Here is a 26,295-nt window from a genome sequence, read left to right as displayed (position 1 = left end):
GCCGAACGACGTGACGATTTTCGATTATCTGGTGATCTTCGTGCTGGCTGCGTCGGTCGTCATCGGCGTGGTGCGCGGACTGGTGAAGGAAGTGCTGTCGCTGCTGAGCTGGGTGATCGCCTTCGTAGTCGCCAATGCCTACGCGGCGGCGCTGGCGCAGATGCTGCCGTTGGTGATCCCGGGCGAGGTGCTGCGCTTGATCGTTGCTTTTATCGCACTGTTTATCGGTGCGCGGATTTTAATGGGCCTGTTGTCGCTGGCGCTGGACGCCTTGCTGACTGCGGGCGGCCTGAGCCTGATCGACCGCGCGCTGGGCGTGGTATTCGGTTTGGCGCGTGGGCTTGTAATTATTTTGGCTGCCGTCATCTTGAGTGGGATGACCTCATTGCCTAAGCAGGATTTTTGGAAGCATGCGGTCTTGAGTTCTTACGCGGAACAAGGAGCCCACATGGTCAAGCGGTTTCTTCCCGCTGCGATGGCGCAGCATGTGAATTTTTGAATTCTTTAAATCTGTAGTACCTGTCCAGGAGCACCATCATGTGTGGCATTGTCGGCGTCGTATCCCATCAACCTGTCAACCAAATGCTGTATGACGCCTTGTTGCTGCTGCAACACCGCGGTCAGGATGCGGCGGGTATCGCGACCAATCACAGCAGCATGTTCGCCATGCACAAGGCCAACGGCCTGGTGCGCGACGTGTTCCGTACCCGTAATATGCGTACGCTGCAAGGCAACTCCGGTATCGGCCACTGCCGCTATCCGACTGCCGGCTCGTCGAGCGAGGAAGAAGCGCAGCCGTTCTACGTCAATGCCCCGTTCGGCATCACGCTGGCCCACAACGGCAACCTGACCAACTGGGAGCAGCTCAAAAAAGAGATGTTCGAGAACGACCGCCGCCACATCAACACCGATTCCGATTCGGAAGTGCTGTTGAACGTGCTGGCCCACGAAATCGAAAAAGCCACCGTCGGCATCTCGATCGACGCCACGACCATTTTCAATGCCGTGACCGTGCTGCATCGCCGTGTGCGCGGCGGCTACGCTGCTGTGGCGCAGATCGCCGGTGTTGGCCTGCTGGCCTTCCGTGATCCGTTTGGCATTCGTCCGCTGTGCCTGGGCATCAATGAAAGCCCGGACGGTGTGGAATACCTGATCGCTTCGGAATCGGTGGCACTGGAAGGCATGGGCTTCCGCTTCGTACGCGACATCGCGCCAGGTGAAGCCGTGTTTATCGACCACAACAAGCAGCTGCATTCGCGCCAGTGCGCCGACAATCCGTCGCTGAACCCATGCGTGTTCGAGTTCGTGTACCTGGCGCGTCCTGATTCCGTGATCGACGGCGCTTCGGTGTATGCCACCCGCCTGAAAATGGGCGAATACCTGGCCGAGAAAATCAAGCGCGAACTGAAGGACATGAAGATCGACGTCGTCATGCCGATTCCTGACTCGTCGCGTCCTGCGGCGATCCAGCTCGCGCTGGCGCTGAACGTGGAATACCGCGAAGGCTTCATCAAGAACCGCTACATCGGCCGTACTTTCATCATGCCGGGTCAGGCTGCGCGTAAAAAATCCGTGCGCCAGAAGCTGAACGCGATTCCAGACGAATTCAAAGGCAAGGTTGTGCTGCTGGTGGATGACTCCATCGTGCGCGGCACCACCAGCCGCGAGATCGTGCAGATGGCGCGCGACTCCGGTGCCACCAAGGTGATCTTCGCTTCGGCCGCGCCACCGGTGATCTACCCGAACGTGTACGGGATCGACATGCCGACCCGCGACGAGTTGATCGCCCATGGCCGCACCGTGGAAGAAGTGTGCAAGGAAATCACTGCCGATGCTCTGGTCTACCAGGATATCGACGCGCTGAAACGCGCCATCGCGGATGTGAACCCGGCCCTGACCAACTTCGAAGCATCGTGCTTTGACGGTGTGTATGTGACCGGTGATGTGACCCGCGAGTATCTGGATAAGCTGGAATACGAGCGTCACCACCCGACCAAGGCACAAGCGCCGGAGGATGCAGGCCGTTCGCAGCTGAACCTGAACCTCGCAGCCACCGAAGCGTGATTACCGTCATTCCCGCGAAAGCGGGAATCCATGCTGAGTCTCCGTGCTCGCGTTCTATGGATTCCCGCCTGCGCGGGAATGACAGTGGAAACTAAACATATGACCGACAAGAAGAACTACGGATTCACCACCACCATCCTGCACGGCGACCGCCAGAAGGGCATCGAGCACGGTTCGTTGCACAAGCCGATCCACACCTCGGTCGCGTTCGGCTATGCTGATGCGCGCCAGCTGGCCTCGGTTTTTCAGGGCAAAGAGCCGGGCTTCCGCTACGGCCGCCAAGGTAACCCGACCATCTCGGCACTGGAAGAGAAGGTCAACAAGATGGAGCAGGGCGTCGGGACGATTTGCTTCGCCACCGGCATGGGCGCCATCGGCGCCGTGATGCAGGCGCTGCTGCGCGCTGGCGATCACGTGGTGTCGTCGTCCTTCTTGTTCGGTAACACCAACAGCTTGTGGCAGACTGCTACCAGCCAGGGCATCGGCGTGTCCTTCGTGGACGCGACTGATGTGGCCAATGTGGAAGCGGCGATTACCGACAGCACGCGAGTGGTGTTCGTTGAGACCATCGCCAATCCGCGCACGCAGATTGCTGACCTCAAGCGCATTGGCGAACTGTGCCAGAAACTTGGCATTCTGTACGTGGTGGATAACACCATGACCACGCCGTACCTGTTCCAGCCGAAAGCGGTGGGCGCAGGTCTGGTGGTCAACGCGCTGACCAAGTCGATTGGCGGCCATGGCAACGCGCTGGGCGGCAGCATCACCGATACCGGCGCCTACGACTGGACCCGCTTCCCGAATATCTACGAGAACTACAAGAAAGCTGCGCCGCTGCAGTGGGGCCTGGCGCAGATCCGCGCCAAGGCGCTGCGTGACTTCGGCTCCTCGCTGGCGCCGGATGCGGCGCACCACATCGCCGTCGGCGCCGAAACGCTGGCGCTGCGCATGCAGCGCACCACCGCCAATGCGCTGGCGCTGGCTGAAATGCTGGAGAAGGATGAGCGCGTAGCAGCGGTCTACTATCCTGGCTTGAAGTCGCACCCGCAGCACGGCATCAGTTCGGAACTGTTCCGCGCCCACGGCTCGCTGTTGAGCTTTGAGCTGAAGGACGGCCTCGATTGCTTCGACTTCCTGAACCGCCTGAAGCTGGCGATTCCGGCCTCCAACCTCGGCGACAACCGCACGCTGATCATCCCGGTCGCGCACACCATCTTCTACGAGATGGGTGCCGAGCGCCGCGCGTCGATGGGCATTGCTGAATCGCTGATCCGCGTCTCGGTCGGTATCGAAGATACCGACGACCTGCTGGACGACTTCTGCACCGCGCTGGAAGGCTGCTGACGATGCGCGCGCTGATCGCCACCGGCCTGTTCGCAGCAGCTGCTGCTGCCCAGGGCGGCGATCACCGCGCCGACATCGATTACTACACCCATCACTACGACGGCGCCGACATTGCGCTGTCGCGTTTCCACTGCGGCGATGCAGGCGCCATGCGCAACAGCGAACAGCGCAGCGCATGGCTGGCCTGCTACCGCCGTTTCGCCGTCAACTACAAAGCCGCGCTGCCGGTAGGGCGCACCATTCCATCAGAGGTAGCGGACGCCATGAGCGACGCCGAACTAGCGGCCGCGCAGCAATTGATGAACCAGGTATTTGTGCAGATCGCACAAGAGGCACGCCAGCAAGCCGATCTGGTCTTGCTGGCGCAGGGTGGGGATGTCTTTAGTGCCAGGTCCGCATCAGGCCCACTGCCAGGCCTTCCAGCGCAAACTCGTCAGCTTCCGGATCAACCGTAATCACATTAAAGTCCGGATTTTCCGGCAATAGTTCGATGGTCGAGCCGGTTTTGCGGTAGCGCTTGACCGTCACTTCACTGCCGATGCGGGCCACCACGATCTGGCCATTCTTGGCGCTATCGACTTTTTTCACAGCCAGCAGGTCGCCGTCCATGATGCCGGCGTCGCGCATCGATTCGCCGCGCACCTTCAGCAGGTAGTCCGGCTTGGAGGCAAACATGGCCGGGTCGACGCTGTAGCTGGCTTCCAGGTTTTCTTGCGCCAGGATAGGCGAGCCGGCGGCGACGCGGCCGATCAGCGGCAGCGACATCATCAATGCGGCAGGGACTTTCGGCGTGGCCGGTTCGGCGTGTACGCCCAGCAGGCGGATGCCGCGCGAGGTGCCGGCGGCAATCTCAATCGCGCCCTTGCGCGCCAAGGCTTGCAAATGTTCCTCGGCCGCGTTGGCGGATTTGAAGCCCAGTTCGTTGGCGATCTCGGCGCGGGTCGGCGGGAAGCCGGTGTTTTCAATCGCGTCCTTGATCAGGTTCAGGATTTGTTCCTGGCGTGCAGTGAGCTTGAGCATGAGTACAGTGAGCCTGTGTATATGAACAGTCTGTATTTTTGTACAGTGTGAGCCGAAATGCAAGGAAATTTGTTTCCCGGCGCGAAATAATTCGGGGTCAGTTCTGCCAATCGCACACGGACTCATGTACCAATGGCAGAACTGACCCCGGGGTGGGTGGCGTTTTTCGGAAAAAGCTGCTATAGTCGCGGGCTTACCTCTTCCCACACCTGTCTTGACGCCAGGGTGGGCCATTATCAAGTCCTTAAGGGAGTTATACATGCGTCACTACGAAATCGTATTTATCGTCCACCCGGACCAGAGCGAGCAAGTGCCCGCAATGATCGAGCGTTACAAAGCAACCGTAACCTCGCGCGGCGGCAATGTTCACCGTGTTGAAGATTGGGGTCGTCGTCAGATGGCTTACTCGATCCAGAAACTGGCTAAAGCTCACTACATCTGCCTGAACATCGAAGCAGACAACGAGACCCTGGTTGAGCTGGAAACCGCATTCAAATTCAATGATGCAGTCCTGCGTCACCTGACCGTCAAGATGAAGAAAGCGGAAACCGCTCCTTCGCCTATGATGAAGTCGGTACAACGCGAAGACGCAGCTAAATCGCACCGCGCTGAAGCCGCCGCTGCTGCTCCAGCTGCTTAATTGTCCTGAGAAGGAACCGCGCTGAACCAGCTCCAGTTCATCGCCCTCATCGCCGAGCGGGATGCAATTCGTTACACCCCGGCCGGCATGCCGATCGTGAATGCTGTACTCCAGCACCGGTCGCAGCAGATGGAGGCGGGCATCGCCCGGTTGTCCGAGTTTGAAGTGTCCGCAGTCGCTGCGGGCGAAATTTCAGGCCGGTTCAACGCGACGCCATTGGCGGGGCTATATGAGTTCACCGGTTTTCTCAACAAGAAAAGCCGCAATAGCAAAAGCCTGGTGTTTCACATCATTGATTTTCGTGCTGTCACAGACAGCTCAATTTAAATACAGGAGCCTAAAATGGCATTCGGTAAAAAGTTCGACAAAAACAAGCTCAAGCTGAAAGAAAAGCGTAAGCAACAAAACCCACTGTTCAAACGTAAGAAGTTCTGCCGCTTCACCGCTGCAAACGTTGAGCAAGTGGACTACAAAGACGTAGACACCCTGAAAGACTTCGTCCAGGAAAACGGCAAAATCATGCCAGCACGTCTGACCGGCACCAAAGCTCACTACCAGCGTCAAGTTGACACCGCGATCAAACGCGCTCGTTACCTGGCCCTGCTGCCGTACACCGATCTGCACAACGCTTAATCGCGGCAGAGTAACTGGAGAAGAACTATGCAAATCATTCTGTTGGAAAAAGTTGTCAACCTGGGCAACCTGGGTGAAGTCGTTAAAGTTAAAGACGGCTACGCACGTAACTTCCTGATCCCGCAAAAAATGGCCCGTCGCGCTACCGCATCGGCTATCGCGGAATTCGAAGCCAAGCGCGCTGAACTGGAAAAAGCTGCTGCCGCTAAACTGGCTGCCGCGCAAGCCCAAGGCGAAAAACTGAACGGCATGACCGTGACCGTTTCGCAAAAAGCTGGCGTTGACGGCCGTCTGTTCGGCTCGGTAACCAACTTCGACATCGCTGAAGCCCTGACCAAAGCAGGTTTCGCTGTTGAAAAAGCGGCTGTGCGCCTGCCAACCGGTCCTCTGAAGACCACTGGCGAGTTCCCAGTCAGCGTTGCTCTGCACACCGACGTGATCGCAGAAGTAACCGTTGCCGTTGTAGGCGAAGCTGCCTAAGACTGGACCGGGCGGCAACGCCTGTCTGGTTTTGCAACACCCATAAAAAAGCCGGGCTTGCCCGGCTTTTTTCTCGTCATAAAATTGTAATCTGGCACAAGCAAGCAGGTATAATTCGCGCCATGAACGCCCCCTCCGATCCGCAAGTCGATTCGCTTCGCGTCCCGCCGCACTCTATCGAGGCAGAACAGTCCGTCATCGGCGGCCTGCTGCGCGATAACGCGTCGTTCGACCGTATCGCCGACATGATGCAGCCGGATGACTTTTACCGCTACGATCACCGCATCATCTTCGAACAGATCGTGCGCATGATTAACGCCTCCAAGCCGGCTGACGTCATCACCGTGTTCGAAAACCTGACCCAGCTGGGCAAGGCCGACGACGTTGGTGGCCTGGCCTACCTGAACGCGATGGCGCAGAACACGCCGTCGGCGGCAAATATCCGCCGCTATGCCGAAATCGTGCGCGACCGTTCGGTGCTGCGCCAGCTGATCACCGTGGCCGACGATATTTCCGGCCAGGCCTTCAGCCCGCAGGGCAAGGAAACCAAGGAAATCCTGGACGAGGCCGAATCGCGCATCTTCGCGATTGCCGAGCAGGGCGCCCGTGGCGCCGCTGGCTGGCTGGCGGTGCAACCGCTGCTGACCCAGGTGGTGGAACGTATCGACGAGCTGTACTCGCGCGAAAACCAATCGGAAATTACCGGTGTGCCGACCGGCTTCATCGACCTCGACCGCATGACCTCAGGTCTGCAGGGCGGCGACCTGGTGATTGTGGCCGGCCGTCCTTCGATGGGTAAAACCGCATTCTCGGTCAACATCGGCGAAAACGTCGCGATTGAAGCCGGCTTGCCGGTAGCGATCTTCTCGATGGAGATGGGCGGCGCCCAGCTGGCGATGCGTATGCTGGGTTCGGTCGGCCAGCTCGACCAGCACCGCCTGCGGACCGGCCGCCTGAACGACGAGGATTGGCCGCGCCTGACGCACGCCATCCAGAAGATGAACGACGCCCAAGTCTTCATCGATGAAACCCCGGCACTGAATCCGATCGAGATGCGCGCCCGCGCACGCCGCCTGGCGCGCCAGTGTGGCAAGCTCGGCCTGATCATTGTCGACTACCTGCAGCTGATGCAGGGTTCCAAGGCCGGTGACAACCGCGCCGCCGAGATTTCCGAGATTTCGCGTTCGCTGAAGGGCCTGGCCAAAGAGCTGGGCTGCCCGGTGATCGCGCTGTCGCAGCTGAACCGCTCGCTGGAACAACGCCCCAATAAACGTCCCGTCATGTCCGACTTGCGCGAATCCGGCGCTATCGAGCAGGATGCGGACGTCATCATCTTCCTGTATCGCGACGAGGTCTACAACGCCGACTCGCCGGATAAGGGAACGGCCGAGATCATTATCGGTAAGCAGCGTAACGGCCCGATCGGCGCGGTACGTCTGACCTGGATCGGCCAGTACACCAAGTTTGGCAATTACTCTGGTAGTTTGGGTGTTTACCAGGGCGACTAATCTTTACGCTGGCACACAATGCCGGCGATCTGCAGTAGTAATAAACGGAGAAAAATATGTTTGGACGTTTGATGCCCACCGAGGGCAAATTCTTTGACCTGTTCAATCAGCACGCCGAACTGTGCGTCAAAGGCGCAAAAGAAATGGTGGGCCTGATGTCCAATTTCGACGATCTGGAAAACCGCGTGCACGCGATTGAAAGCATCGAAAAACAAGCCGACAAGATCACTTACCTGACGGTCGACCTGCTGCACAAGACTTTCATCACGCCGATCGACCGCGACGACATCCACAAGCTGATCACCCGCCAGGACGACATCCTCGACCTGCTGGAAGATGCGGCCCAGACCGTGTCGCTGTACGATCTGCACTCGGTCACGCCGGAAGCCAAGCGCCTGGCTGAACTGGTGCTGGCCTGCGCCGAGAAGGTCAAGGAAGCCGTGGCCCTGCTGCACAATATGGACAACTCGCGCCAGATCGTCGCCATTTGCGAAGAGATCGACCGCCTGGAATCGGACGCCGATCACGTGATGCGTGCCGCCATGTCCAAACTGTTCCGCGATGAACCGGACGTGCGCAACCTGATCAAGATGAAGGCCATCTACGAAATCCTGGAAACCGTAACCGACCGTTGCGAAGATGTGGCCAACATCATCGAAGGCATCATCGTCGAAAACGCATAATTACAAAGACGAGTTCCCATGCAAACCCTACAAATCAGTATCTACGTGCTGGGCATGCTGATTGCCCTGGCGCTGATATTTGACTTCATGAACGGCTTCCACGATGCCGCCAACGCGATCGCGACCGTGGTCTCGACCGGCGTGCTGAAGCCGCAAACTGCCGTTGCGATGGCAGCCATGTTCAACTTTGTCGCCATCTTTGTGTTCCACCAGCTGACCGTGGCCGCCACGGTGGGCAAGGGCACCATTGACCCCGGTGTGGTCGACCAGTACGTCATCTTTGGCGCGCTGGTGGGCGCCATCGTGTGGAATGTCTTCACCTGGTACTACGGCATTCCATCGTCGTCCTCGCACGCCCTGATCGGCGGCCTGGTCGGCGCGGCTGTGGCCAAGAGCGGTACCGGCGCGCTGATCTCGGCGGGCCTGATCAAGACGGTGGTCTTCATCGTACTGTCGCCGCTGCTGGGCTTCATCTTCGGTTCGCTGATGATGCTGCTGGTGTCGTGGATCTTCGTGCGCTCGACGCCGCGCCGGGTGGATCGCTGGTTCCGCCGCCTGCAGCTGTTCTCGGCCGCTTCGTACAGCCTGGGCCACGGTGGTAACGATGCGCAGAAAACCATCGGCATCATCTGGATGCTGCTGATCGCTGCCGGCTACTCGAGCGCCGCTTCCAAAGAGCCGCCGCTGTGGGTGATCATCTCGTGCTACACCGCGATCTCGTTCGGCACCCTGTTTGGTGGCTGGCGCATTGTGAAAACCATGGGCCAGAAGATCACCAAGCTGAAACCGGTGGGCGGCTTCTGCGCCGAGACCGGTGGCGCCATCACCCTGTTCACCGCGACCGCCCTGGGCGTGCCGGTGTCGACCACCCACACCATCACCGGCGCCATCGTCGGCGTGGGTTCGTCGCAGAAAATGTCGGCCGTGCGTTGGGGCGTGGCGGGCAACATCGTGTGGGCGTGGATCTTCACCATCCCGGCCTCGGCGTTCGTCGCCGCGATCGCCTGGTGGATAGGGCATCACATCATGTAAAACAAAAGGGAGCTTCGGCTCCCTTTTTCATGAAAAGTGAAGCGATGTCATTAGATTCGATTGCGCAGCATATCGTTTTGGTGCGAGGCCAAAAAGTATTGCTAGATGCAGATTTAGCTGCCCTTTTATGCTGTTGATACTCGACGCCTAAACGAGCAGGTCCGAAGAAATTGTACGTGGTGCGCGCATTTGTCCAAATGCGTAATGGCCTGGCTAACAATCACGAGTTGGCAATGAAGTTGACGGAACTTGAACTGAAGACCGTCAACCTATCTGCAAAACACGACTCTCTGGCGCAGCAGCTTGCTTTAGTAACGGCGGCCATTCGGCAATTGATGGTAGAGCCGCCGACGGCAAAGCGACCGATAGGCTTTATCACTCCTGAGCAAAAAGAAAAATAGCCAGTTGGGCACGGGGGGGCTCGCCGGGCGGCAGATTGATTTGGATTGCAGTAAAATCCAAAAGTCTTTTGATGATGGAAGCAAGATGGCGATTGATTTTGCAGGTTTGAAGCGGTTGGCGGAGGCGTCGGCGGCGGTGAAGCTGGCTTGCAGCTGCCATGAAGCCGGTATGCTGGCGTGGCAGGCGATGCCGTTGACGTTGGAGCTGGAATTGGATCAGTTCGAGGAAGTGGCCTCGCTGGTGGAAGATCCATACGCCGAGCCGATGTTTGCCGAATACCATCCGGCCGGCACGCGTCTCACCAGCGACGATGCGCCGATCGCGCCGCGCTACTATCCGGCCAACCTTAGCCACCTGCTGCGCTGCGTAAAATGCCAGCGCCACTACCTGCGCTACACCGAAGGCGGCGGCTATTTCACCGAACTCCGCATCCGCGCCTTGCAGCCGCAATTGCTGGTCGATGCGCCGCTGTAACCGCTGAAGCACGTATCCGGCGCAAGCCGGTTCAGGTATCATGCCGGGTTCCGCTCCACCTACCACGCCCGCCCATGTCCGTCCCTCGCAACAAGCGTTACTCCCGCCGCAAGCACCTCATCGAGGCTTGTGTAGGCGCCGCCTTGCTGCGCGGCCGGGTGGCAGCGCTCAGCTACCGCATCGGCCTGCACGGCAAGCTGGGCGTGACGCACCACACGCTGGCGCTGTCGCCAGGACGGCGCTTGCCCAGACCGCTGAAGATTGCCTTCGCTTCCGACTTCCACGCCGGCGTCTCCACCGATCCCGCCATTTTCGACGATCTACTTGCGCACCTCGCCGTTGAACAGCCCGATGTGCTGCTATTGGGCGGCGACTACATCACCGGCCCGGCCAAGCACGCTGAAGTACTGGCGACACGGCTGGCGCAGTGCAAGCCGCCGCTAGGAAAATTCGCCGTGTTCGGCAACCATGACTTGTCGACCGACGATGGCCTGATCGCGCAGCTGTTCGAAGCCGCCGGCGTGCGCATGCTAGTCAATCGTGCAGAGGCTTTAGCGGCGCCGTTCGACAACGTCTCGATCTGCGGCATGGACGATCCCTGGGCCGGTGAGCCTGATGCCACCGCCACCTTCGCTGGCGCAGGCGAAGTGCGTATCCTGCTGATGCACGCCCCGGATGGATTGCTGATGCTGAACGGCCAGCGCTACGACATCGGCTTCGCCGGCCACACCCACGGCGGCCAGATCGCCCTCCCGGACGGCACGCCCATCGTCATGCCGCAAGGCCCGCTATCCCGCCCTTACTACTACGGCCGCTTCCCGGTTCTCCGCAATGGCGACCTGATCGTCAGTCGCGGCGTAGGCTGCGGCCTCATCCCCGTTCGCATTAACGCCGACCCCGAACTGGTGATCTGCACGGTGCAGTAATCAGCCCCAAGCCAGCCTGGCTTCGCGCCACCTGGTTCGCCTATTCAGGCATGGACTGAATCATGTTGACCAAGTGGCGCCGTTGTGCCAGCGGGTTGGCGTTGACGAGCGCGCCATGCTCCAATAAATCCATGGATGTACAGAGCTTGATCTACAATAAGCTCTGCTATTCGGGAGGGCGGGGCTATGGCGAATGAGATTCAGGTGGCGACGGAGGATCCCAGTGCGGCTGATTCGGTGGCGCTGATGGCGGAGTTGTCGACGGCGCTGGAGGCGATTACTGGCGACGGTGGCATGTCGTCGTTCGACGTCGGTGACGTGTTCGGTCCGATGGCGTGTTTCGTGGTCGCGCGTGATAACAATGGCATCGCCGTAGGTTGCGGTGCGCTGCGGCCGCTGGAGCCGGGCGTGGCCGAGATCAAGCGCATGTATGCGCGTCACGGCACCAGCGGCGTTGGCAGCGCGGTGCTGCGCTATCTGGAAGAAGAGGCGGTGGCGATGGGCTATCAGGCGCTATGGCTGGAGACGCGCCTGGTCAATCGCCGCGCGGTCGACTTCTATGAGGCGCGCGGCTATAGCCGCATTGCCAACTACGGCAAGTACATCGGCAACCCGCTCGCGGTCTGCTTCGAGAAGCAATTGCCGTTGGTGCTGGAGCCGGCGTTGTAAGCCAGTTCTTACAAGCGCTTGCGCTGGAGGCTGCTTCCGCGCGGACGCGGACAAGCGCACAATCTGGTCCATGAAAATTATCGATCAACGCTATCTGGAAAGCGGCAACCGCTATTCCTCCGAACCGTGCTTGCTCAGCATCCTGGAACTCGCCCCCGTCACGCCCGAGGCAACAGAGACGCTGCAGGCACACCTGTATAACGCCTTGCCCGGACTGCGTCGTTTGCGCGGCGTCATTGGTAAACGTGCTGACGCTGTGCCACGCGTGGTGGAGCTGGTGCAGCAAACTGCTATCGAGTTACGCCGCCTGGCGCTGAATGAGGTGGTGATAGGCTTCGTCGGCATCGTGCCGGGCATGCAGGGACGTTATCGGCTGGTGCTGCCTTCTGTTGCCGCTGAGCCTGCGCTGGCGATGGCTACGCAGCTGGTCAGTGCGATGCTGGATGGCCGCTCCTATAATCTGAAAGCCGGCCTGGCACGCTTGCGCGCTCTGGCCGATCGTCGAAATAAACCACGCGGTCACTTGATACAAACTGCCCGCACCATCTTGATGTCGGTGATCCCGAGCAGGATTTTTTCAATGCCGTCCATTTTAAGGGTCAGCATGCCGTCTTCCAGGGCAGCGGCGATCAGTTGGGCGACGCGCGCGTGTTCTTGCAGTAGTTTCTTGACCTTGTCAGTGCCCAGCATTAGCTCGTGCAAACCAACGCGGCCTTTGTAGCCCTTGTTGCACTCGTCGCAGCCGACCGCGCGGTACACGGTGAACTTGCCGTCCTTGGTATATTGCTCGCGCCAGCGCGCCAGGATCGTCGACTTGTCGAGCAAGTCTTCGCAGTATTCGGATAGCAGTGCGTCCAGCTCGGCCTCAGATGGCTCATAGGCTTGCTTGCATTTGCCGCATAGGCGCTTAGCCAGGCGCTGCGCCAAGATGCCCAGCAGCGCATCAGAGAAGTTGAACGGGTCCATACCCATGTCCAGCAGCCGCACGATGGATTCCGGCGCGCTGTTGGTGTGGAGCGTCGAGAACACCAGGTGCCCGGTCAGCGAAGCTTCAATGCCCATGCTGACGGTTTCCTTGTCACGCATCTCGCCGACCATGATGATGTCCGGATCAGCGCGTAAGAACGCTCGCATCACCGTCGAAAAATCCAGCCCGGCCTTGCGGTTGACCTGCACTTGCCGCAAGCCCTTCTGCGTAATTTCGACCGGGTCTTCGGCGGTCCAGATTTTGGTGTCTGGCGTATTCAAATAATTCAGCACTGAGTGCAGGGTGGTGGTCTTGCCTGAGCCGGTCGGGCCGCAGACGAAGAACAGGCCGTAGGGCTTGCTCACTGTCGCGCGCAAGCGTTCCAGATTGAATGGCAACACGCCCAGCTTGTCCAGCGGGATCGGTTCACCGGCCGCCAGAATCCGCATCACGATATCTTCCACGCCGCCGGATGACGGTATGGTCGCCACCCGTAGTTCAATATCCAGCGGGCCGTATTTTTTAAACTTGATCTTGCCGTCCTGCGGCTTGCGGCGTTCGGAGATGTCGAGGTCGCACATGATCTTCACCCGTGCCACCAAGGCGGCGCGGTAGCTGGCCGGGATCTCGATGTAAGGCACCAGCGAGCCATCTTTGCGGAAGCGGATGCCAGTCTTGCCCTTGCCCGGCAGCGGTTCGATGTGGATGTCTGATACACCCTGCCGGTAAGCATCCATGATGATTTTGTTGAGCAGCTTGACCAGCTCATTCTCCACCGCCTCCGACACCTCACCCGAACTCTCGCCATCCTCATCGTAGACGTCGTCCATGCCGGACAGCAGGTCACCGACGCTGCCGTTATCGCCGAGACCAAAGAACAGTTCCACCATCTGCCGGAACTCCCGGTGCGAGGTGACGCGGTACACCGGCTTGGCGCGCGGGAAGATCTGCTCGACGATGTGGGTGTGCGCCACCCGTTCCGGATCCAGCGCCGCCACCAGCAAGCCTTCTTTGCTGTCCTCCAGCGGCATCCAGCCCGACTCTTCCACGTACTGGCGTTTGAGGTTTTTCAACAGCTCCACCGGCTTCAAACGATCCGGACGGAAGTGCTCATACGGCACACCAAAATGCTTTTCCAGCGACACCCCAATCGCCGCCGGTTTGATCTCGTACTCATCGATCAGCACATCCTCGATATCGATTTCCTTGGCGCGCGCGCTGCGCGTGGCGGCCTCCAGCTCCTGCGCAGAGATCATCGCCTCGGTCACCAGGCCGTCATACTTGGTGCGTACCATCTGCGGTGGTTTCATGCGCTGCGAAAAGGCCACCGACAAGGTCTCGCACAATTCCTTCACGCCGTCCTCGGCGATGGTCGAGAAGGGCACGCGGTCGCGGTTGTTGATGAACTGGACCACGCCCAGCAACTCCCGCGATTGCACCGAGATCAGCGGCGCCACCAGCATCTGCTTGGTACGATAACCGGTGCGCTGGTCCACGCCTTGCTGGAAGCGCAGCTCCGGCGAGTAGCGGCCCAGTTCATTCTGATCGTAGACGTCGGCCAGGTTGATAGTTTTGCGCGTCAGCGCCACGTAGCCGGCAATGCTGGCCGGCGTGATCGCCAGCTTGAGGTCGCGGAATGAGGTCAGCCCGGTTTTGACTTTGGAGACGATGTGATCCTTTTGCGTATCCAAGGCATACAAGGTGAAGCGGTCGCAATTGAACAGGTCGCAGAATTCCATGCCCAGGTCGAGCATGATTTCATCGAGGTTGCTGGTCGCGTGGATCTTGGTGGTGACGGTTTGCAGCTTCTGGAAAAACGCCAGCCGCAGATCGACATCAGTAGGTCGTACGCCGGCGTCATTCATGATCACTCCGCTAAGTCAGACTACATGAGCTGGACTTCCATACCCTCGTATGCGAGGAACACCTTCAAGTCGCCCAGCAGCGGGGCGTGGCGCGCCATGACATCGGCGAACACGGCTTCCAGTTCGTCGTCGCTGCGGGTCGGTTCGTGGTGGGTGCAGTATAGCGCTTTGGCGCCGGTGCGCAGCGCCAGTGCGAAGGCCGAATCGAAGGTGCCATGGCCCCAGCCCTGCTTGGCTGGATACTCTTCGCGGGTGTAGGAGCAGTCGACGATCAGCGCATCCACGCCTTGCACCACGGCGTCGATGGCGGCGTTGCGCTCTGCCATCCATTGCGCGTAGGCGGCGTGCTCGGGATGATCGGCCGGGTGAATGTTGTAGTGCGGCTCGTGGTCGCCGGTGAAGAACAGCGAGCGGCCGTTGCAGTCGATGCGGTAGCCGAGGTCGGTCACCGGATGGTTCATCACCACGTTGCTGACGGTGGCGTCGCCCACGCTGATCGGCTGGTCCACTTGCAGCGTCTGGTATTCGATGGTGGCATCCATCTGGGTTTCGCTGACCGGGAAATAGCTGTTCTGCAGCTGCACGCCCATCACGTGTTCGATGCCGTTGCCGGTCACCGGATCGGTCACGCCATGCAGGCGTACGCGGCTGTCGCGGATGAACAGCGGTGTGAAGAAGGGCAGGCCGTGGATGTGATCCCAGTGGCTGTGGGTGATGAAGATGTTGGCGTGGATTGGCCTGGTTTTATTCTGGATCAGCGATTGCGCCAGCGCGAACAAGCCAGTGCCGCCATCGATCACGATCAGGGTGTCGTTATCGGTACGCACTTCGATGCAGGTGGTGTTGCCGCCATAGCGCGCCGTGCGCGGACCGGGGGAGGGAATGGAACCCCGGACTCCCCAAAATTTGAATTTCATACGCAATTCCCTGATCATCGCTTTTTTGTTGTTTGTTGCCTTCGATAATAGCTTTTTTTTTCTTTTACAGGGAAAAGCCGATGCAAATTCGTCGCATCAGCCATTTCCTGATGTACAACAGCTTGCGCTAGGGCTACACTCTTAAACTACGCTTGCCAATTGCGCACTGTTGCGCCCCGTCCAAAACGTTGTCAAAACCAACAACCATGCAAGAGTTGAATCAAATCCAAATCGCAGCGCGCCTGGATCAGCTGACTGAACTCAGTGTCCAGCTCGGCAGCAATCACGATACCGACTCGTTGCTGGAGCGTATCCTCATGGTCGCCAAAGGCATGACCAATGCGGACGGCGGCACCCTGTATCGTCCCAGCGAGGATATGCAGCAACTGAATTTCCACATCCTGCTCAACGATACGCTGGCTATCCACCAGGGCGGCTCCAGCGGCGTGCCGGTGGCTGGCGGCGTGCCGCTGTACGACGAGCTGGGCGAGAAAAACCTGTCGGCCGTGGCAGCCTATGCCGCCCACTTCGGCCTGTCGGTCAACATCGAGGATGTGTACAAGGCTGACGTGTTCAACTTCTCCGGCATGGTCAAGTTCGACCAGATGCGCGGCTACCATTCGCAATCCTTCCTGACGGTGCCGATGAGCGACCACGAAGGCGAACTGGTGGGCGTGCTGCAGCTGATTAACGCCAAAGATCCAGAGAGCGGCGAAATCGTCGCCTTCACCCAGACCGACCAGCGCTTCATCGAAGCCCTGGCGGCGCAGGCGGCGGTAGCACTGACCCACCAGCGCCTGATCTTCCAGCTGGAAGAACTGCTGGAGTCGCTGGTCAACCTGATCAACATTGGCATCGACGAGAAATCGCCGTACACGGGGCGCCACTGCCAATTCGTGCCGGAGCTTACCATGATGCTGGCGGAGGCCGTGCACGAGACGGAGACCGGCCCGCTGGCCAGCTTCCGCATGACCGACGCCGACCGCAAGGAGCTGTGGCTGGCTGGCCTGCTGCACGACTGCGGCAAAATCACCACGCCAGTGCACGTGGTCGACAAGGCCACCAAGCTGGAAACCATTTTCGACCGCATCGCCGTCATCGACACGCGCTTTGAAGTGCTGCTGCGCGATGCTGAAATCGCCGCCCTCAAGCGCAAATTCGAGCCGGGCGCCAATGCCGCCGCCATCGATGAAGAACTGGCGGCGCAGCAGGCCGCGCTGCGTGCCGAGCGCGATTTCATCCGTGTCGCCAACATCGGCGGCGAGGGCATGAAGCCGGAAGACCAGGACCGCGTGCGCGCCATCGCCCAGCATCGCTGGACCGGTCCGGACGGCGCCGAGCGTGCCTTCTTCGACGACAACGAGTTGATGAACCTGACCATCAAGTTCGGCACCCTGACCGACGCCGAGCGCAAGGAAATCAACAATCACATCGTGATGACCATCAAGATGCTGGAAGCTCTGCCGTGGCCGAAGCACCTGAAGAATGTGCCGGAATACGCCGGCGGCCACCACGAGCGCATGGATGGCAAAGGCTATCCGCGCGGCCTGACCAAGGACCAGATGTCGGTGCAGGCGCGGGTGATGGCGATTGCCGACATCTTCGAAGCGCTGACCGCCAAGGACCGTCCCTACAAGAAGGGCAAAATGCTGACCGAGTCGCTGCGCATCCTGGGCAACTTCGCGCTCAACGGTCACATCGATCCGGACTTGTTCGACATCTTCATCCGCAAAAAAATCTACATGGAATTCGCCCATAAAAACATGGACGAAAAACAGATCGACGCCATCGACGAAGCCAAGATTCCTGGCTATACGCCGTAAGGACAGCGCGTGCGCCTGCTGCCAGCCAAACTCACCAAGATCCTTTCCAAGTACGGCTGGCGCTGGCTGCTGGGCATCCTCATCACAGCGGTCGGCGTGGCTTACTCGCTGGCGCTGTTCAGCAATGACACGGTAGCGCGGCTGGACAATCTGTGGGCCGGCGAGCGCATGAAGCTGGAACCAGCCGCGCTCGACAAGCGCATTGTTATCGTTGACATCGACGGCAAATCGCTGACCGAGTTCGGCCGCTTCCCGTGGAGCCGCAATGTCCACGCCACCCTGATTTCGCAGCTGGTCGATCACTACAAGGTGGCGGCGGTCGGCTACGATATTTCGTTTCCCGAGCCGGACACTTCGTCCGGCTACAACGTGCTGGAAAAACTCTCCAACACCGAGCTGAAAGACGTGCCGGTGCTGCGCCAGCGGCTGCAAGACCTGAAGCCGATGCTGGACTATGACGGCGTGTTTGCCAGTGCGCTGTCCGGCAAGCCGGCCATCCTCGGTTTCAATTTATCGCCGGACCAGATCAAGGGCGCGCTGCCCAAGCCGCTGTTCTCGGAGTCCGACCTCAACGGCCGCGAGCTGGTGGCCTACAATGCGCCCGGCTACGAAGCCAACGTGCCGGTGCTGACCAAGGCCGCCGCCGGCGCCGGCAGCTTCTCGGTGGTGACCGACCCGGACGGCATTGTGCGCAGCGCCTACCTGATCCAGCAAGTGGGCGACGACTACTACCCATCACTGTCGCTGGCCACCGCCTCGCTGTACCTGAAGGCGCTGGCGGTCAAGCCGCTGATGACGGAAACCACCGATGACCTCTCGCAAAGCCAGCTCGACAGCGGCGGCTTCGACGCCCTGACCATCTTGCTGCCAGGCCGCAAGCAGCGCGTGATCCCGGTCGGCGAGGCGATGAGCACGGTGGTGCAATACCGTGGCCGCGGCGGTCCGCACGGCGGCACCTTCCGCTACGTGTCGGCGGCCGATGTGATGACCGGCCGCGCATCGGCTGAACTGCTGAATGGCACGGTGGTGCTGATCGGTACCACGGCGCCGGGCCTGGTCGACTTGCGGGCCACGCCGGTCAATCCCGAGTATCCGGGAGTAGAGATCCACGCCAACCTGATCAAGTCCATCCTCGACAACCGCTTCAAGTCGCGGCCGTACTGGGCTTTCGTGGCCGAGGCTGGCGAAATCCTGCTGGCCGGCTTTGCGCTGAGCTTTGCGCTGGCCGCGCTGTCGCCGTTGCGCGCGAGCCTGCTGGGCGCTGCGGCGCTGGCGGCGGCGGTGGGCTTTAATTACTACATGTACAGCGAGCAAGACCTGATCCTCAATCTGGCGATGATCAATATCGTCATTATTCTGGTGTTCGGGCTCAACATGGTGTGGGGCTACTTCTTCGAGGTACGCCGGAGTAAAGCCGTCGCATCGCTGTTCGGTGAATACGTCGCGCCGGAATTGGTGGCCGAGATGGTCGACGATCCCGACAAGTACAACATGGAAGGCGAAAGCCGCGACTTGACCGTCATGTTCGTGGACGTGCGCGGCTTCACCACCATCTCGGAAGGGCTGACGCCGAAAGCGCTGCGCGAGTACATCAACCTCTACCTGACGGCCATGTCGGAAGACATACGCAGCGCCCACCAGGGCACGCTGGACAAGTACATCGGCGACGCTGTGATGGCGTTCTGGGGCGCGCCGGTGGCCTTTGACGACCACGCCAGCCGCGGCGTCGCCACCTCGCTGCTGATGCAGGCTTCAGCCAAGCGCTTGAATCAGGACTTCATCGCGCGCGGCTGGCCGGAACTGAAAATTGGCATCGGCCTCAACACCGGCATGATGCACGTGGGCGACATGGGCTCCAACATCCGTCGCGCCTACACGGTGATGGGCGATGCGGTGAACCTTGGCTCGCGGCTGGAAGGCATCACCAAAGTCTATGGCGTCGGCATCGCGGTGGGCGAGAGCACGCGCGCCGCTGCGCCGGAATTCACCTACCGCGAACTCGACCTGGTACGCGTGAAGGGCAAGAACGAACCGGTGGCGATCTTCGAGCCGCTCGCGCTGGTGCAGGACACCGGCGACGACGCCAGGCACGAAGTGCAGCGCTGGCATGAGACACTGGCCGCCGTGCGCGCCCAACGCTGGGATGACGCCTCGGCCATCCTCGCCGAGCTGCAAGCGCTGTCGCCGCAACGCGGCCTGTACCACCTGTACGTCGAGCGTATCGCTTATTATCGCGAGCATCCGCCGGGCGAGGGCTGGGATGGCGTCACTACCTTCGAAACCAAGTAGCGGTTTTGGCAATCATGATCTGGGAATAAGGCAGCCACAGTTTTCCAAAAAAATGGTAGCGAGCTGGTCAAACGGGATTAAACTTTTAGAATGTAAGTTTCCCATTGGCTATCTTTCTGGATGTCGCCATGAACGCTACTACCCGCTCCCTCAAGTTGCGCCGTAAAGCGCTTGCCGTGTTGGTTGCTGCCTGCTACAGCAGCGTGTATGCGGCGCCGATTAATCCTACGGTGGTGGCGGGGCAAGCCACGTTCAGTCAGCAGGGCAAGACCTACACCATCACCAACACGCCGAACGCCATCATCAACTGGCAGGGCTTTTCGATCGGGGCTGACGAGCTGACGCGCTTTGTCCAGCAGAGCGCCGACAGCAAGGTGCTGAACCGCATCACCGGGCAGGACCCGAGCCTGATCCTCGGCTCGCTGCAATCGAACGGCAAGGTGTTCCTGATTAACCCGAACGGCGTAATCTTCGGCGCCGGTTCGCGCGTGGACGTCAACGGCGTGGTGGCCTCTAGCCTGAATATTTCCAACGCCGATTTCCTGGCTGGGAAAAACAACTTCAACGGCGCCGCCAGTGCGGGCAAGGTCAGCAACCAAGGCACAATCACCACGCCGTCAGGCGGGCAGATTTTCCTGCTGGCGCCAGCGGTGGAAAACAGCGGCATCATCTCTTCCCCCAACGGCGACGTGGTGCTGGCGGCAGGCCACAGCGTTCAGCTGTTCGATTCGGCCGATCCGAATGTGCAGGTGGTGGTGTCGGCGCCGTCGGCGCAGGCCATCAATCTCGGCCAAATCGTGGCGCAGGGCGGGCGCGTTGGCGTGTATGGTGCGCTGGTCAACCAGCGTGGCGTGATTAATGCCAACAGCGCGGTGCGCGGCGAGCACGGCAAGATCGTGCTCAAGGCCAGCGGCACTGAGCTGGTGGAAGCGGGCAGCCAGACCACGGCCACCGGCAGCAACCTCAATACTGGCGGCGATATCGTGCTACTGGGCGCGCAGGTCGGCCTGACCGGTAATGCCGTGGTGGACGCCAGCGGTGCAGCTGGCGGCGGCACGGTGCTGGTCGGTGGCGATTATCAAGGCAAGAACGCAACCGTGATGAATGCGCAGCAAGCCTACGTCGGCAAGGAGGTGGTGATCCGTGCCGATGCGCTCGATAGCGGCAACGGCGGCAAAGTGGTGGTGTGGAGCGATGCGGCCACGCAGGTGTTCGGCGCCATCTCGGCGCGCGGCGGTGCGGCCGGTGGTAACGGCGGCATGGTCGAAACCTCCGGCCATTATCTCGACATGCAGGGCCAGGTCGATACGCGCGCGCCGCACGGCGCTAACGGTTCGCTGCTGCTGGACCCGAGCGACGTCTACATCGCGCTGGACGCCAGCACGGCGCGCGCGGCCGGTATGGAAATCGGCAGTACCTTGCCGGTGAGCGGCGGCGTCTTCCTGGAAACGGCATCGGTGAAGGATTCGCTGCTGCTGAGCGGCATACTGCAAACCACGCTGCTGACCACCGATGTCACCATCAGCACCGCCAACGCCAGCGGCAGCGGCACCGGCGTGATCAGCGTGCTCAGTCCCCTGCTATGGACCACCTCGCGCAACCTGACCTTGCATGCGGACAGCGATATCCAGCTCAAATCGTCGATCACTGGCATCAACGGTGCGCTCAACCTGAACGCGGGCGGCAGCATCGTCCAGACCACCAGTCCGATCGATGCGCTGGCCGTGTCCAACCTCAACGCCATCGCTGCCGGCAGCATCACGCTCGATAACAACGCCAACACCATCGGCGGCAGCGCCAGCCTGAACGCGGCCAGCGGCAACGCCAAGCTGACTGCCGTTAACATTAACCTGAACAACGCCACAGCCGGTGGCTCGGTGGCCATCAATGCTTACAACGGCGATCTCGCCATCAGCGGCGATGTCGCGGCCGGCACCAGCATGATGCTGGCGTCGAGCAAAGCCAACGGCACGCTCAGCATCGCCAGCGGTCACAGCGTCAGCGCCGCAGCCGGCGACGTGATCCTGACCGCCGATAAGATGAGCCTGGACGGCAGCATCAGCGGCTCCGCCAGCCATGCGGTACAGCTGACGCCTTACCAGGACTCGATCGCCGTGCTGATCGGTGGCAGCGCGGCAGACGCCACCGGCACGCTGGGCCTGAGCCAGGCCGAATTGCAGCGCATCTCGCTGCCGAGCACCGGTTTGCTGCAGATCGGCGCCTCGTTCAGCAATCCCGCCGCGACCGGTACGCTGACGGTCAACGGCGCGCTCAACCTGAGCTCGACGCTGGGCGGCGGCTTGCTGCTGCAAACGCAGGCGGGCAACCTCGGCATCAACAGCGGCGCGACGCTGTCGGCGCCGGGCGTGATCAGCCTGCAGACGTTGCCAAGAGGAGATGCCCGCATGACCAATGCCGGCACGGTAACCTCCAGCTCGGGCATCAACATCTTCGCCGGCCGCATGACGCTGGACGGCGGCTCGCTGACCGCCAGCTCGGTGGGGCTGGAGACCGGCAACCCGGTCGATCTCGGCGCGACCGGCTCGCCGTCCGGCACGCTGGCGCTGACCAACGCCGATCTCAATAGCGCACATACCAGCAACCTGTCGATCTCCATCAACAGCACTCACACCGGCACTGGCGACATCGTGATCAGCGCGCCGATGTCGATCTCATCGGCCTTGACGCTGACGGCGCAGAACAACATCACACTATCGTCGGCGCTGACCACCACCGGCAAGCTGACCCTGGGCACACCGGGCACCATTGCCGCCGGCGCTGCGGTCTCGGCAAGTGCGTTTGAACTGCTCAACGGCAATTGGGTGCAGAACGCCAGTTCGCTGCCTTCCTTCAGTGTGGGCGACTTCAAGCTGACCGGCGGCTCCTTCCTGCGCGTACAAGGCGGCACTGGCGACCTCGCAACGCCGTTCCAGCTGGCCGACGTATATGGCCTGCAGGGCGCGGCTACGCTGGCCAATTACAATGCCTATGTGCTGAACAATAATATCAACGCCAGCGCCACGGCCAGTTGGAGCAACAGCTTCAAGCCGATCGCCAGCAGCGGCGTGTTCACCGGCGTGTTTGATGGCGCCAACCACACCATTTCCGGTCTCAGCATCATTCGTCCTGGCACCATCAATGTCGGCCTGTTCGGTACAGTCGATACCGGCACCATTACCAACCTGACGCTGAGCGACGTCAACGTTCAGGGTAACTATAACGTCGGCGCGCTGGCCGGCATGGTGTCCGAAGGCATAGGCTATATCAGTGGCATCAGCGTCAGCGGCACGGTGAGCGGCGTTAGCCAGACTGGCGGACTGATCGGCCGTAACGGCGGGCTGGTGAGCAACTCGCACAGCAGCGGCACGGTGAGCGGTAGCGGCTCCGCCCACATCGGCGGGCTGGTTGGACTGAATAAAGGTGGGCAGATCAGCGATGCATGGTCGGACGCCAGCGTCAACAGTACCGTAACCTCGTCCACCGGCGGCCTGGTCGGCACCAATGCGGTAGGCGATTCCGCGACTGGCACCATCACCCGTTCCTACGCGTTAGGTTCGGTGCACGCCTCGGGCGACATCGCCGGCGGTCTGGTCGGCGATAACAATGGCGGTACGCTGACGCTGTCGTATGCGGCAGGCTCGGTCAATGGCGGCGGCAATGTTGGCGGGCTGGTCGGGCGTAATCTCGGCGGCACCATCAGCAATGCCTACGCCGCCGGCAATGTGACCGGCAATACCGAGAGCGGGGCTGCATCCCACGCCAATATCGGCGGGCTGGTTGGCCAACTGTCCGGTGGCAGCATCAGCAATGTGTACAGCACCGGTACCGTTACGCCGGGCAGCTTCAGCGGCTACAACGGCTTGATCGGCGCCACGGATGGCGGCACGCTCACCAATGGCTACTTCAATCTCGACACGGCCGGCACCAGCAGCGACGGCGCTGGCGGCGTGGCCTTGACGGCGACGCAAATGCTTCAGCAAAGCAGCTTTGTGGGCTTCGACTTTACCGAAGCGCCACCATGGCGCATCTACGACGGTCACACCATGCCGATGCTGAAAGCTTTCCTGACGCCATACAACGTCTCGGTCACCGACGCCAGCAGCGGCACCAAGGTGTACGACGGCGAACCGGGCAGCTTCACCGGCAGCACTGGCACGCTGCCGGGCGAGATCCACGGCACGGTGGGCTTTAGCGATGCGGTCAATGCCGGTACTTACAACCTGGGCGGCTTGTGGTCGACCAAGTACGACATCAGCTACTCCGGCGCCAGCGCCACGCTGACCATCGATCCGCGCCCGGTCACGGCCACCATCAGCGCCACCAAGACCTACGATGGCAACAACAGCTTCAGCGGCACTCCCGACATCGCGTTCACCAACCTGGTCGGCTCCGACACGCTAGGCTTGTCGACCACCATCCACTTCAGCGACAAGAACGCCGGCAGTGGCAAGTCGCTCTCGCTGGGCGACCTCACGCTGACCGACAACCCTTATGGCAACTACACGCTGGCCGGCGCGGGCAGTGTCACCGGCCTTGGTACCATCAATCCAGCGCCGCTGCTGGTGAGCGGCGTGACCGTCAACAGCCGTAGCTACAACGGCGGGGTGGACGCCACGCTGACCGGCACGCCTGGCGTGACCGCGCTGGGCAGCGATGTGGTCACGGTTAGCCTGGTGGGCAGCGGCTCCGGCAGCTTCGTCGACAAGAATGTCGGCAGTGGCAAAGCGGTGACGGTCTATGCCTCCAGCTTCAGCTTTGGCGGCACGGACGGCGGCAATTACGTGGCGCTGGCGCCCACCGGCCTGACCGGCGAGATCACGCCGGCGCTACTCGGCATTACCGGCATGAGCGCCAGCGACCGCGTCTATAACACCAGCTATGATCCGGCCTCCGGCACCTACGGCCGCAAGGCCGACGTCAGCGGCGGCACGCTGAGCGGGGTGTTCGGCAGCGACAATGTCTACATCGTCAGCGCCAGTGCCACCTTCGGCGACAAAAACGTCGGCACGGCCAAGCCGGTGACTGTCGGTCTGGTGACGCTGGGCGGCAGCGACGCGAGCAACTACAGCATCGGCAGCGTGCCGTCCGAGCTTGCAGCCAGCATCACGCCGGCCACGCTGACGGTGACGCTGGCCAGCCGACCGTACAACAACAGCAGCACGGGCACCTTCTCCGGTGCGGCGTTGAACGGCGTGCTGGGCTTCGATGGCTTGGACGATGTGTCGCTGGTGTCGAGCGGATCGAGCGCCACCTATGCCGACAAAAACGTCGGCGTCGGCAAGCTGGTGACGGTGGGCGGCAGCGCACTCAGCCTGTCCGGTTACGACGCCGGCAATTACGTGCTGGCCCCCACCGTGACCGGCGACATCACGGCGCGCGCACTGGCCACCTGGACCGCGACTGGGTCCGGCTTGTGGAGCGCCGCCGGCAACTGGGCCGACGGTGTAGCGCCGGACGGCGCCAATGTGCTCAAGGCTGATCTCGGCAGCAGCACCGGCCTGGTCACCTACGACAGCTCGGCCGGCAACACCACGCTGGTCACGCTGACCTCGGGCGGCACGCCGCTGACCCTGACCGGCGGCAAGCTGACCCTGACCGGCAGCAGTTCGGACGCGTCCTTCACCAGCGGCACGGTGACGCTCAACGGCGGCACGCTGGAAGTGCTGGGCCGGTTGTCGGCCAGCAGCCTGGCCTTGACTAGCGGCACGGTGAGCGGCGTCGGCAGCGGCAGTTCGCTGTCTGTGAATAGCCTGAGCCAGACCGGTGGCGTGATCGACAGCGCCGGCGACGTCAGCGTCGGCAGCGGCGGTAGTGTCGAAGTGGGCAATATCCTTGCGCATGCCCTGACCCTGAACGCCAGCGAGGGCGGGGTAGTGACGCAGACCGCCGGCACCCAGCTGCAGGCCGATACGCTGGATGTGTCGGCCTCGGGCAATATCACCCTGACCAACGCCAACAACCACGTGGGCGCCTTCTCTGGCACGATATACAGCAGTGGCAATATCGCGCTGACCAATATCGTCAGCAGTGGCGAGTTGCTGCTGGGGCCGCTGACCACCACCGGCAACATCATTATCGACAACCACGGCGGCATCCACACGGTGGGCACCATCACCGCCCACAGCAGCGGCGCCGGCACTGGCGCGATTTCGATTACGGCGCATAGCCCGGTCACCATCGACAGCACCCTGACCGGCACTGACATCGGCCTGTCAGCCAGCACCGACATCGTGCTGGGCAGCAGCTCCACCATCAGCTCCACCCACAGCATCGGCATGACGGCCGGCACCAACATCACGTTGGGCGGCTCGCTGTCGGTGGATGCGGGTGGCAGCATTTCGGCGGTGGCCGCCACTGGCAGCATCACCTCCAGCGCCGGCACCCACATCAGTAGCAGCGGTTCGCCGGTCACCTTGTCGGCGCCGCTGGGTTCAGTCAGCACCAGCGGCGCCTCGTTCGGTACTGGCACCGTGCCGACCATCAGCGACGGCTCGGCCGCCGCTGCAGCGGCTGCTGCGGCCGCCGCCGATGCAGCGGCCAAGGCCGCTGCCGATGCCGC

The 26,295-nt window shown here is 61.2% G+C and carries 21 protein-coding genes; 18 read left to right on the top strand and 3 right to left on the bottom strand.

All coding sequences use genetic code 11. From position 1 onward, the window contains the following. Positions 1 to 10: 10 nt before the first annotated feature. The 4 genes from GTP46_RS20745 (at position 11) to GTP46_RS20730 (ending at position 3,863) form a co-directional block, all read left to right on the top strand. Positions 11 to 499 (top strand): CvpA family protein, encoded by a 489-nt coding sequence (locus tag GTP46_RS20745; RefSeq protein WP_161008529.1) that lies wholly within the window; start codon positions 11 to 13, stop codon positions 497 to 499. A 38-nt stretch (positions 500 to 537) separates the two neighbouring features. Continuing rightward, positions 538 to 2,064, top strand: a complete 1,527-nt coding sequence (gene purF, locus GTP46_RS20740) for an amidophosphoribosyltransferase (protein WP_161008528.1) — start codon at positions 538 to 540, stop codon at positions 2,062 to 2,064. A 99-nt stretch (positions 2,065 to 2,163) separates the two neighbouring features. Further along, positions 2,164 to 3,408 (top strand): cystathionine gamma-synthase family protein, encoded by a 1,245-nt coding sequence (locus GTP46_RS20735; RefSeq protein ID WP_161008699.1) that lies wholly within the window; start codon positions 2,164 to 2,166, stop codon positions 3,406 to 3,408. Between the two features lie 2 nt (positions 3,409 to 3,410). Beyond that, positions 3,411 to 3,863: a hypothetical protein gene (locus GTP46_RS20730; protein WP_161008527.1), complete on the top strand. Its 453-nt coding sequence runs from the start codon at positions 3,411 to 3,413 to the stop codon at positions 3,861 to 3,863. Here the strand turns inward: GTP46_RS20730 and lexA are convergent. Further along, the gene (gene lexA, locus GTP46_RS20725) at positions 3,790 to 4,428 is read right to left on the bottom strand and encodes a transcriptional repressor LexA (RefSeq protein ID WP_161008526.1); all 639 of its coding nucleotides are present in this window, start codon (positions 4,426 to 4,428) and stop codon (positions 3,790 to 3,792) included. The two genes, GTP46_RS20730 and lexA, sit on opposite strands and share 74 nt — an antisense overlap. Positions 4,429 to 4,687: 259 nt before the next feature. Between lexA and rpsF the strand changes: the two genes are divergently transcribed. The 11 genes from rpsF to GTP46_RS20670 all read left to right on the top strand — a co-directional run bounded on the left by rpsF (position 4,688) and on the right by GTP46_RS20670 (position 11,875). Beyond that, entirely contained in the window at positions 4,688 to 5,068 is a 381-nt protein-coding gene (gene rpsF, locus GTP46_RS20720) for a 30S ribosomal protein S6 (protein ID WP_161008525.1), read from the top strand. A gap of 21 nt (positions 5,069 to 5,089) precedes the next feature. Further along, the gene (priB, locus tag GTP46_RS20715; protein WP_161008698.1) at positions 5,090 to 5,395 is read left to right on the top strand and encodes a primosomal replication protein N; all 306 of its coding nucleotides are present in this window, start codon (positions 5,090 to 5,092) and stop codon (positions 5,393 to 5,395) included. 15 nt (positions 5,396 to 5,410) lie between these two features. After that, positions 5,411 to 5,701: a 30S ribosomal protein S18 gene (rpsR, locus tag GTP46_RS20710; protein ID WP_154373712.1), complete on the top strand. Its 291-nt coding sequence runs from the start codon at positions 5,411 to 5,413 to the stop codon at positions 5,699 to 5,701. Positions 5,702 to 5,728: 27 nt separating this feature from the next. Beyond that, positions 5,729 to 6,181: a 50S ribosomal protein L9 gene (gene rplI, locus GTP46_RS20705; RefSeq protein WP_161008524.1), complete on the top strand. Its 453-nt coding sequence runs from the start codon at positions 5,729 to 5,731 to the stop codon at positions 6,179 to 6,181. Positions 6,182 to 6,303: 122 nt separating this feature from the next. Beyond that, positions 6,304 to 7,689, top strand: coding sequence for a replicative DNA helicase (locus GTP46_RS20700; protein WP_161008523.1), 1,386 nt, complete (start codon positions 6,304 to 6,306; stop codon positions 7,687 to 7,689). 56 nt (positions 7,690 to 7,745) lie between these two features. Continuing rightward, the gene (locus GTP46_RS20695; RefSeq protein ID WP_161008522.1) at positions 7,746 to 8,372 is read left to right on the top strand and encodes a DUF47 domain-containing protein; all 627 of its coding nucleotides are present in this window, start codon (positions 7,746 to 7,748) and stop codon (positions 8,370 to 8,372) included. An 18-nt stretch (positions 8,373 to 8,390) separates the two neighbouring features. After that, on the top strand, positions 8,391 to 9,404 hold the full coding sequence (locus GTP46_RS20690; protein WP_161008521.1) for an inorganic phosphate transporter: 1,014 nt from the start codon (positions 8,391 to 8,393) through the stop codon (positions 9,402 to 9,404). Positions 9,405 to 9,637: 233 nt separating this feature from the next. After that, a complete protein-coding gene (locus GTP46_RS29915) occupies positions 9,638 to 9,805 on the top strand; it encodes a hypothetical protein (RefSeq protein WP_229259041.1) in 168 nt (55 codons plus the stop codon). Positions 9,806 to 9,890: 85 nt separating this feature from the next. Continuing rightward, on the top strand, positions 9,891 to 10,280 hold the full coding sequence (locus GTP46_RS20680; RefSeq protein WP_161008520.1) for a hypothetical protein: 390 nt from the start codon (positions 9,891 to 9,893) through the stop codon (positions 10,278 to 10,280). Positions 10,281 to 10,354: 74 nt separating this feature from the next. Continuing rightward, complete coding sequence (locus GTP46_RS20675; protein WP_161008519.1) at positions 10,355 to 11,206, top strand: metallophosphoesterase; 852 nt, start codon at positions 10,355 to 10,357, stop codon at positions 11,204 to 11,206. 186 nt (positions 11,207 to 11,392) lie between these two features. Then, positions 11,393 to 11,875 carry a GNAT family N-acetyltransferase gene (locus tag GTP46_RS20670; RefSeq protein ID WP_161008518.1) on the top strand — a complete coding sequence of 161 codons (483 nt, stop codon included), beginning with the start codon at positions 11,393 to 11,395 and terminating at the stop codon, positions 11,873 to 11,875. A 519-nt stretch (positions 11,876 to 12,394) separates the two neighbouring features. Here the strand turns inward: GTP46_RS20670 and GTP46_RS20665 are convergent. Together GTP46_RS20665 and GTP46_RS20660 are read right to left on the bottom strand one after the other, a co-directional pair. Further along, positions 12,395 to 14,707, bottom strand: coding sequence for a GspE/PulE family protein (locus GTP46_RS20665; protein ID WP_161008517.1), 2,313 nt, complete (start codon positions 14,705 to 14,707; stop codon positions 12,395 to 12,397). Positions 14,708 to 14,727: 20 nt separating this feature from the next. Beyond that, complete coding sequence (locus tag GTP46_RS20660) at positions 14,728 to 15,624, bottom strand: MBL fold metallo-hydrolase (protein WP_161008516.1); 897 nt, start codon at positions 15,622 to 15,624, stop codon at positions 14,728 to 14,730. Positions 15,625 to 15,830: 206 nt separating this feature from the next. On the opposite strand from GTP46_RS20660, the gene GTP46_RS20655 reads away from it, so the two are divergent. The 3 genes from GTP46_RS20655 to GTP46_RS20645 form a co-directional block, all read left to right on the top strand. Further along, positions 15,831 to 17,447 (top strand): HD domain-containing phosphohydrolase, encoded by a 1,617-nt coding sequence (locus tag GTP46_RS20655; protein WP_161008515.1) that lies wholly within the window; start codon positions 15,831 to 15,833, stop codon positions 17,445 to 17,447. Between the two features lie 9 nt (positions 17,448 to 17,456). Next, positions 17,457 to 19,736 (top strand): CHASE2 domain-containing protein, encoded by a 2,280-nt coding sequence (locus GTP46_RS20650; protein ID WP_161008514.1) that lies wholly within the window; start codon positions 17,457 to 17,459, stop codon positions 19,734 to 19,736. Between the two features lie 128 nt (positions 19,737 to 19,864). Continuing rightward, positions 19,865 to 26,295, top strand: a 6,431-nt coding sequence (locus GTP46_RS20645; protein WP_161008513.1) for a YDG domain-containing protein, incomplete at its 3' end; no start/stop codon positions are given.

It is taken from the genome of Duganella flavida, from assembly GCF_009857445.1.
GTDB lineage: Bacteria > Pseudomonadota > Gammaproteobacteria > Burkholderiales > Burkholderiaceae_D > Rugamonas > Rugamonas flavida.
This window is presented reverse-complemented; position numbering and strand designations above follow the sequence as displayed.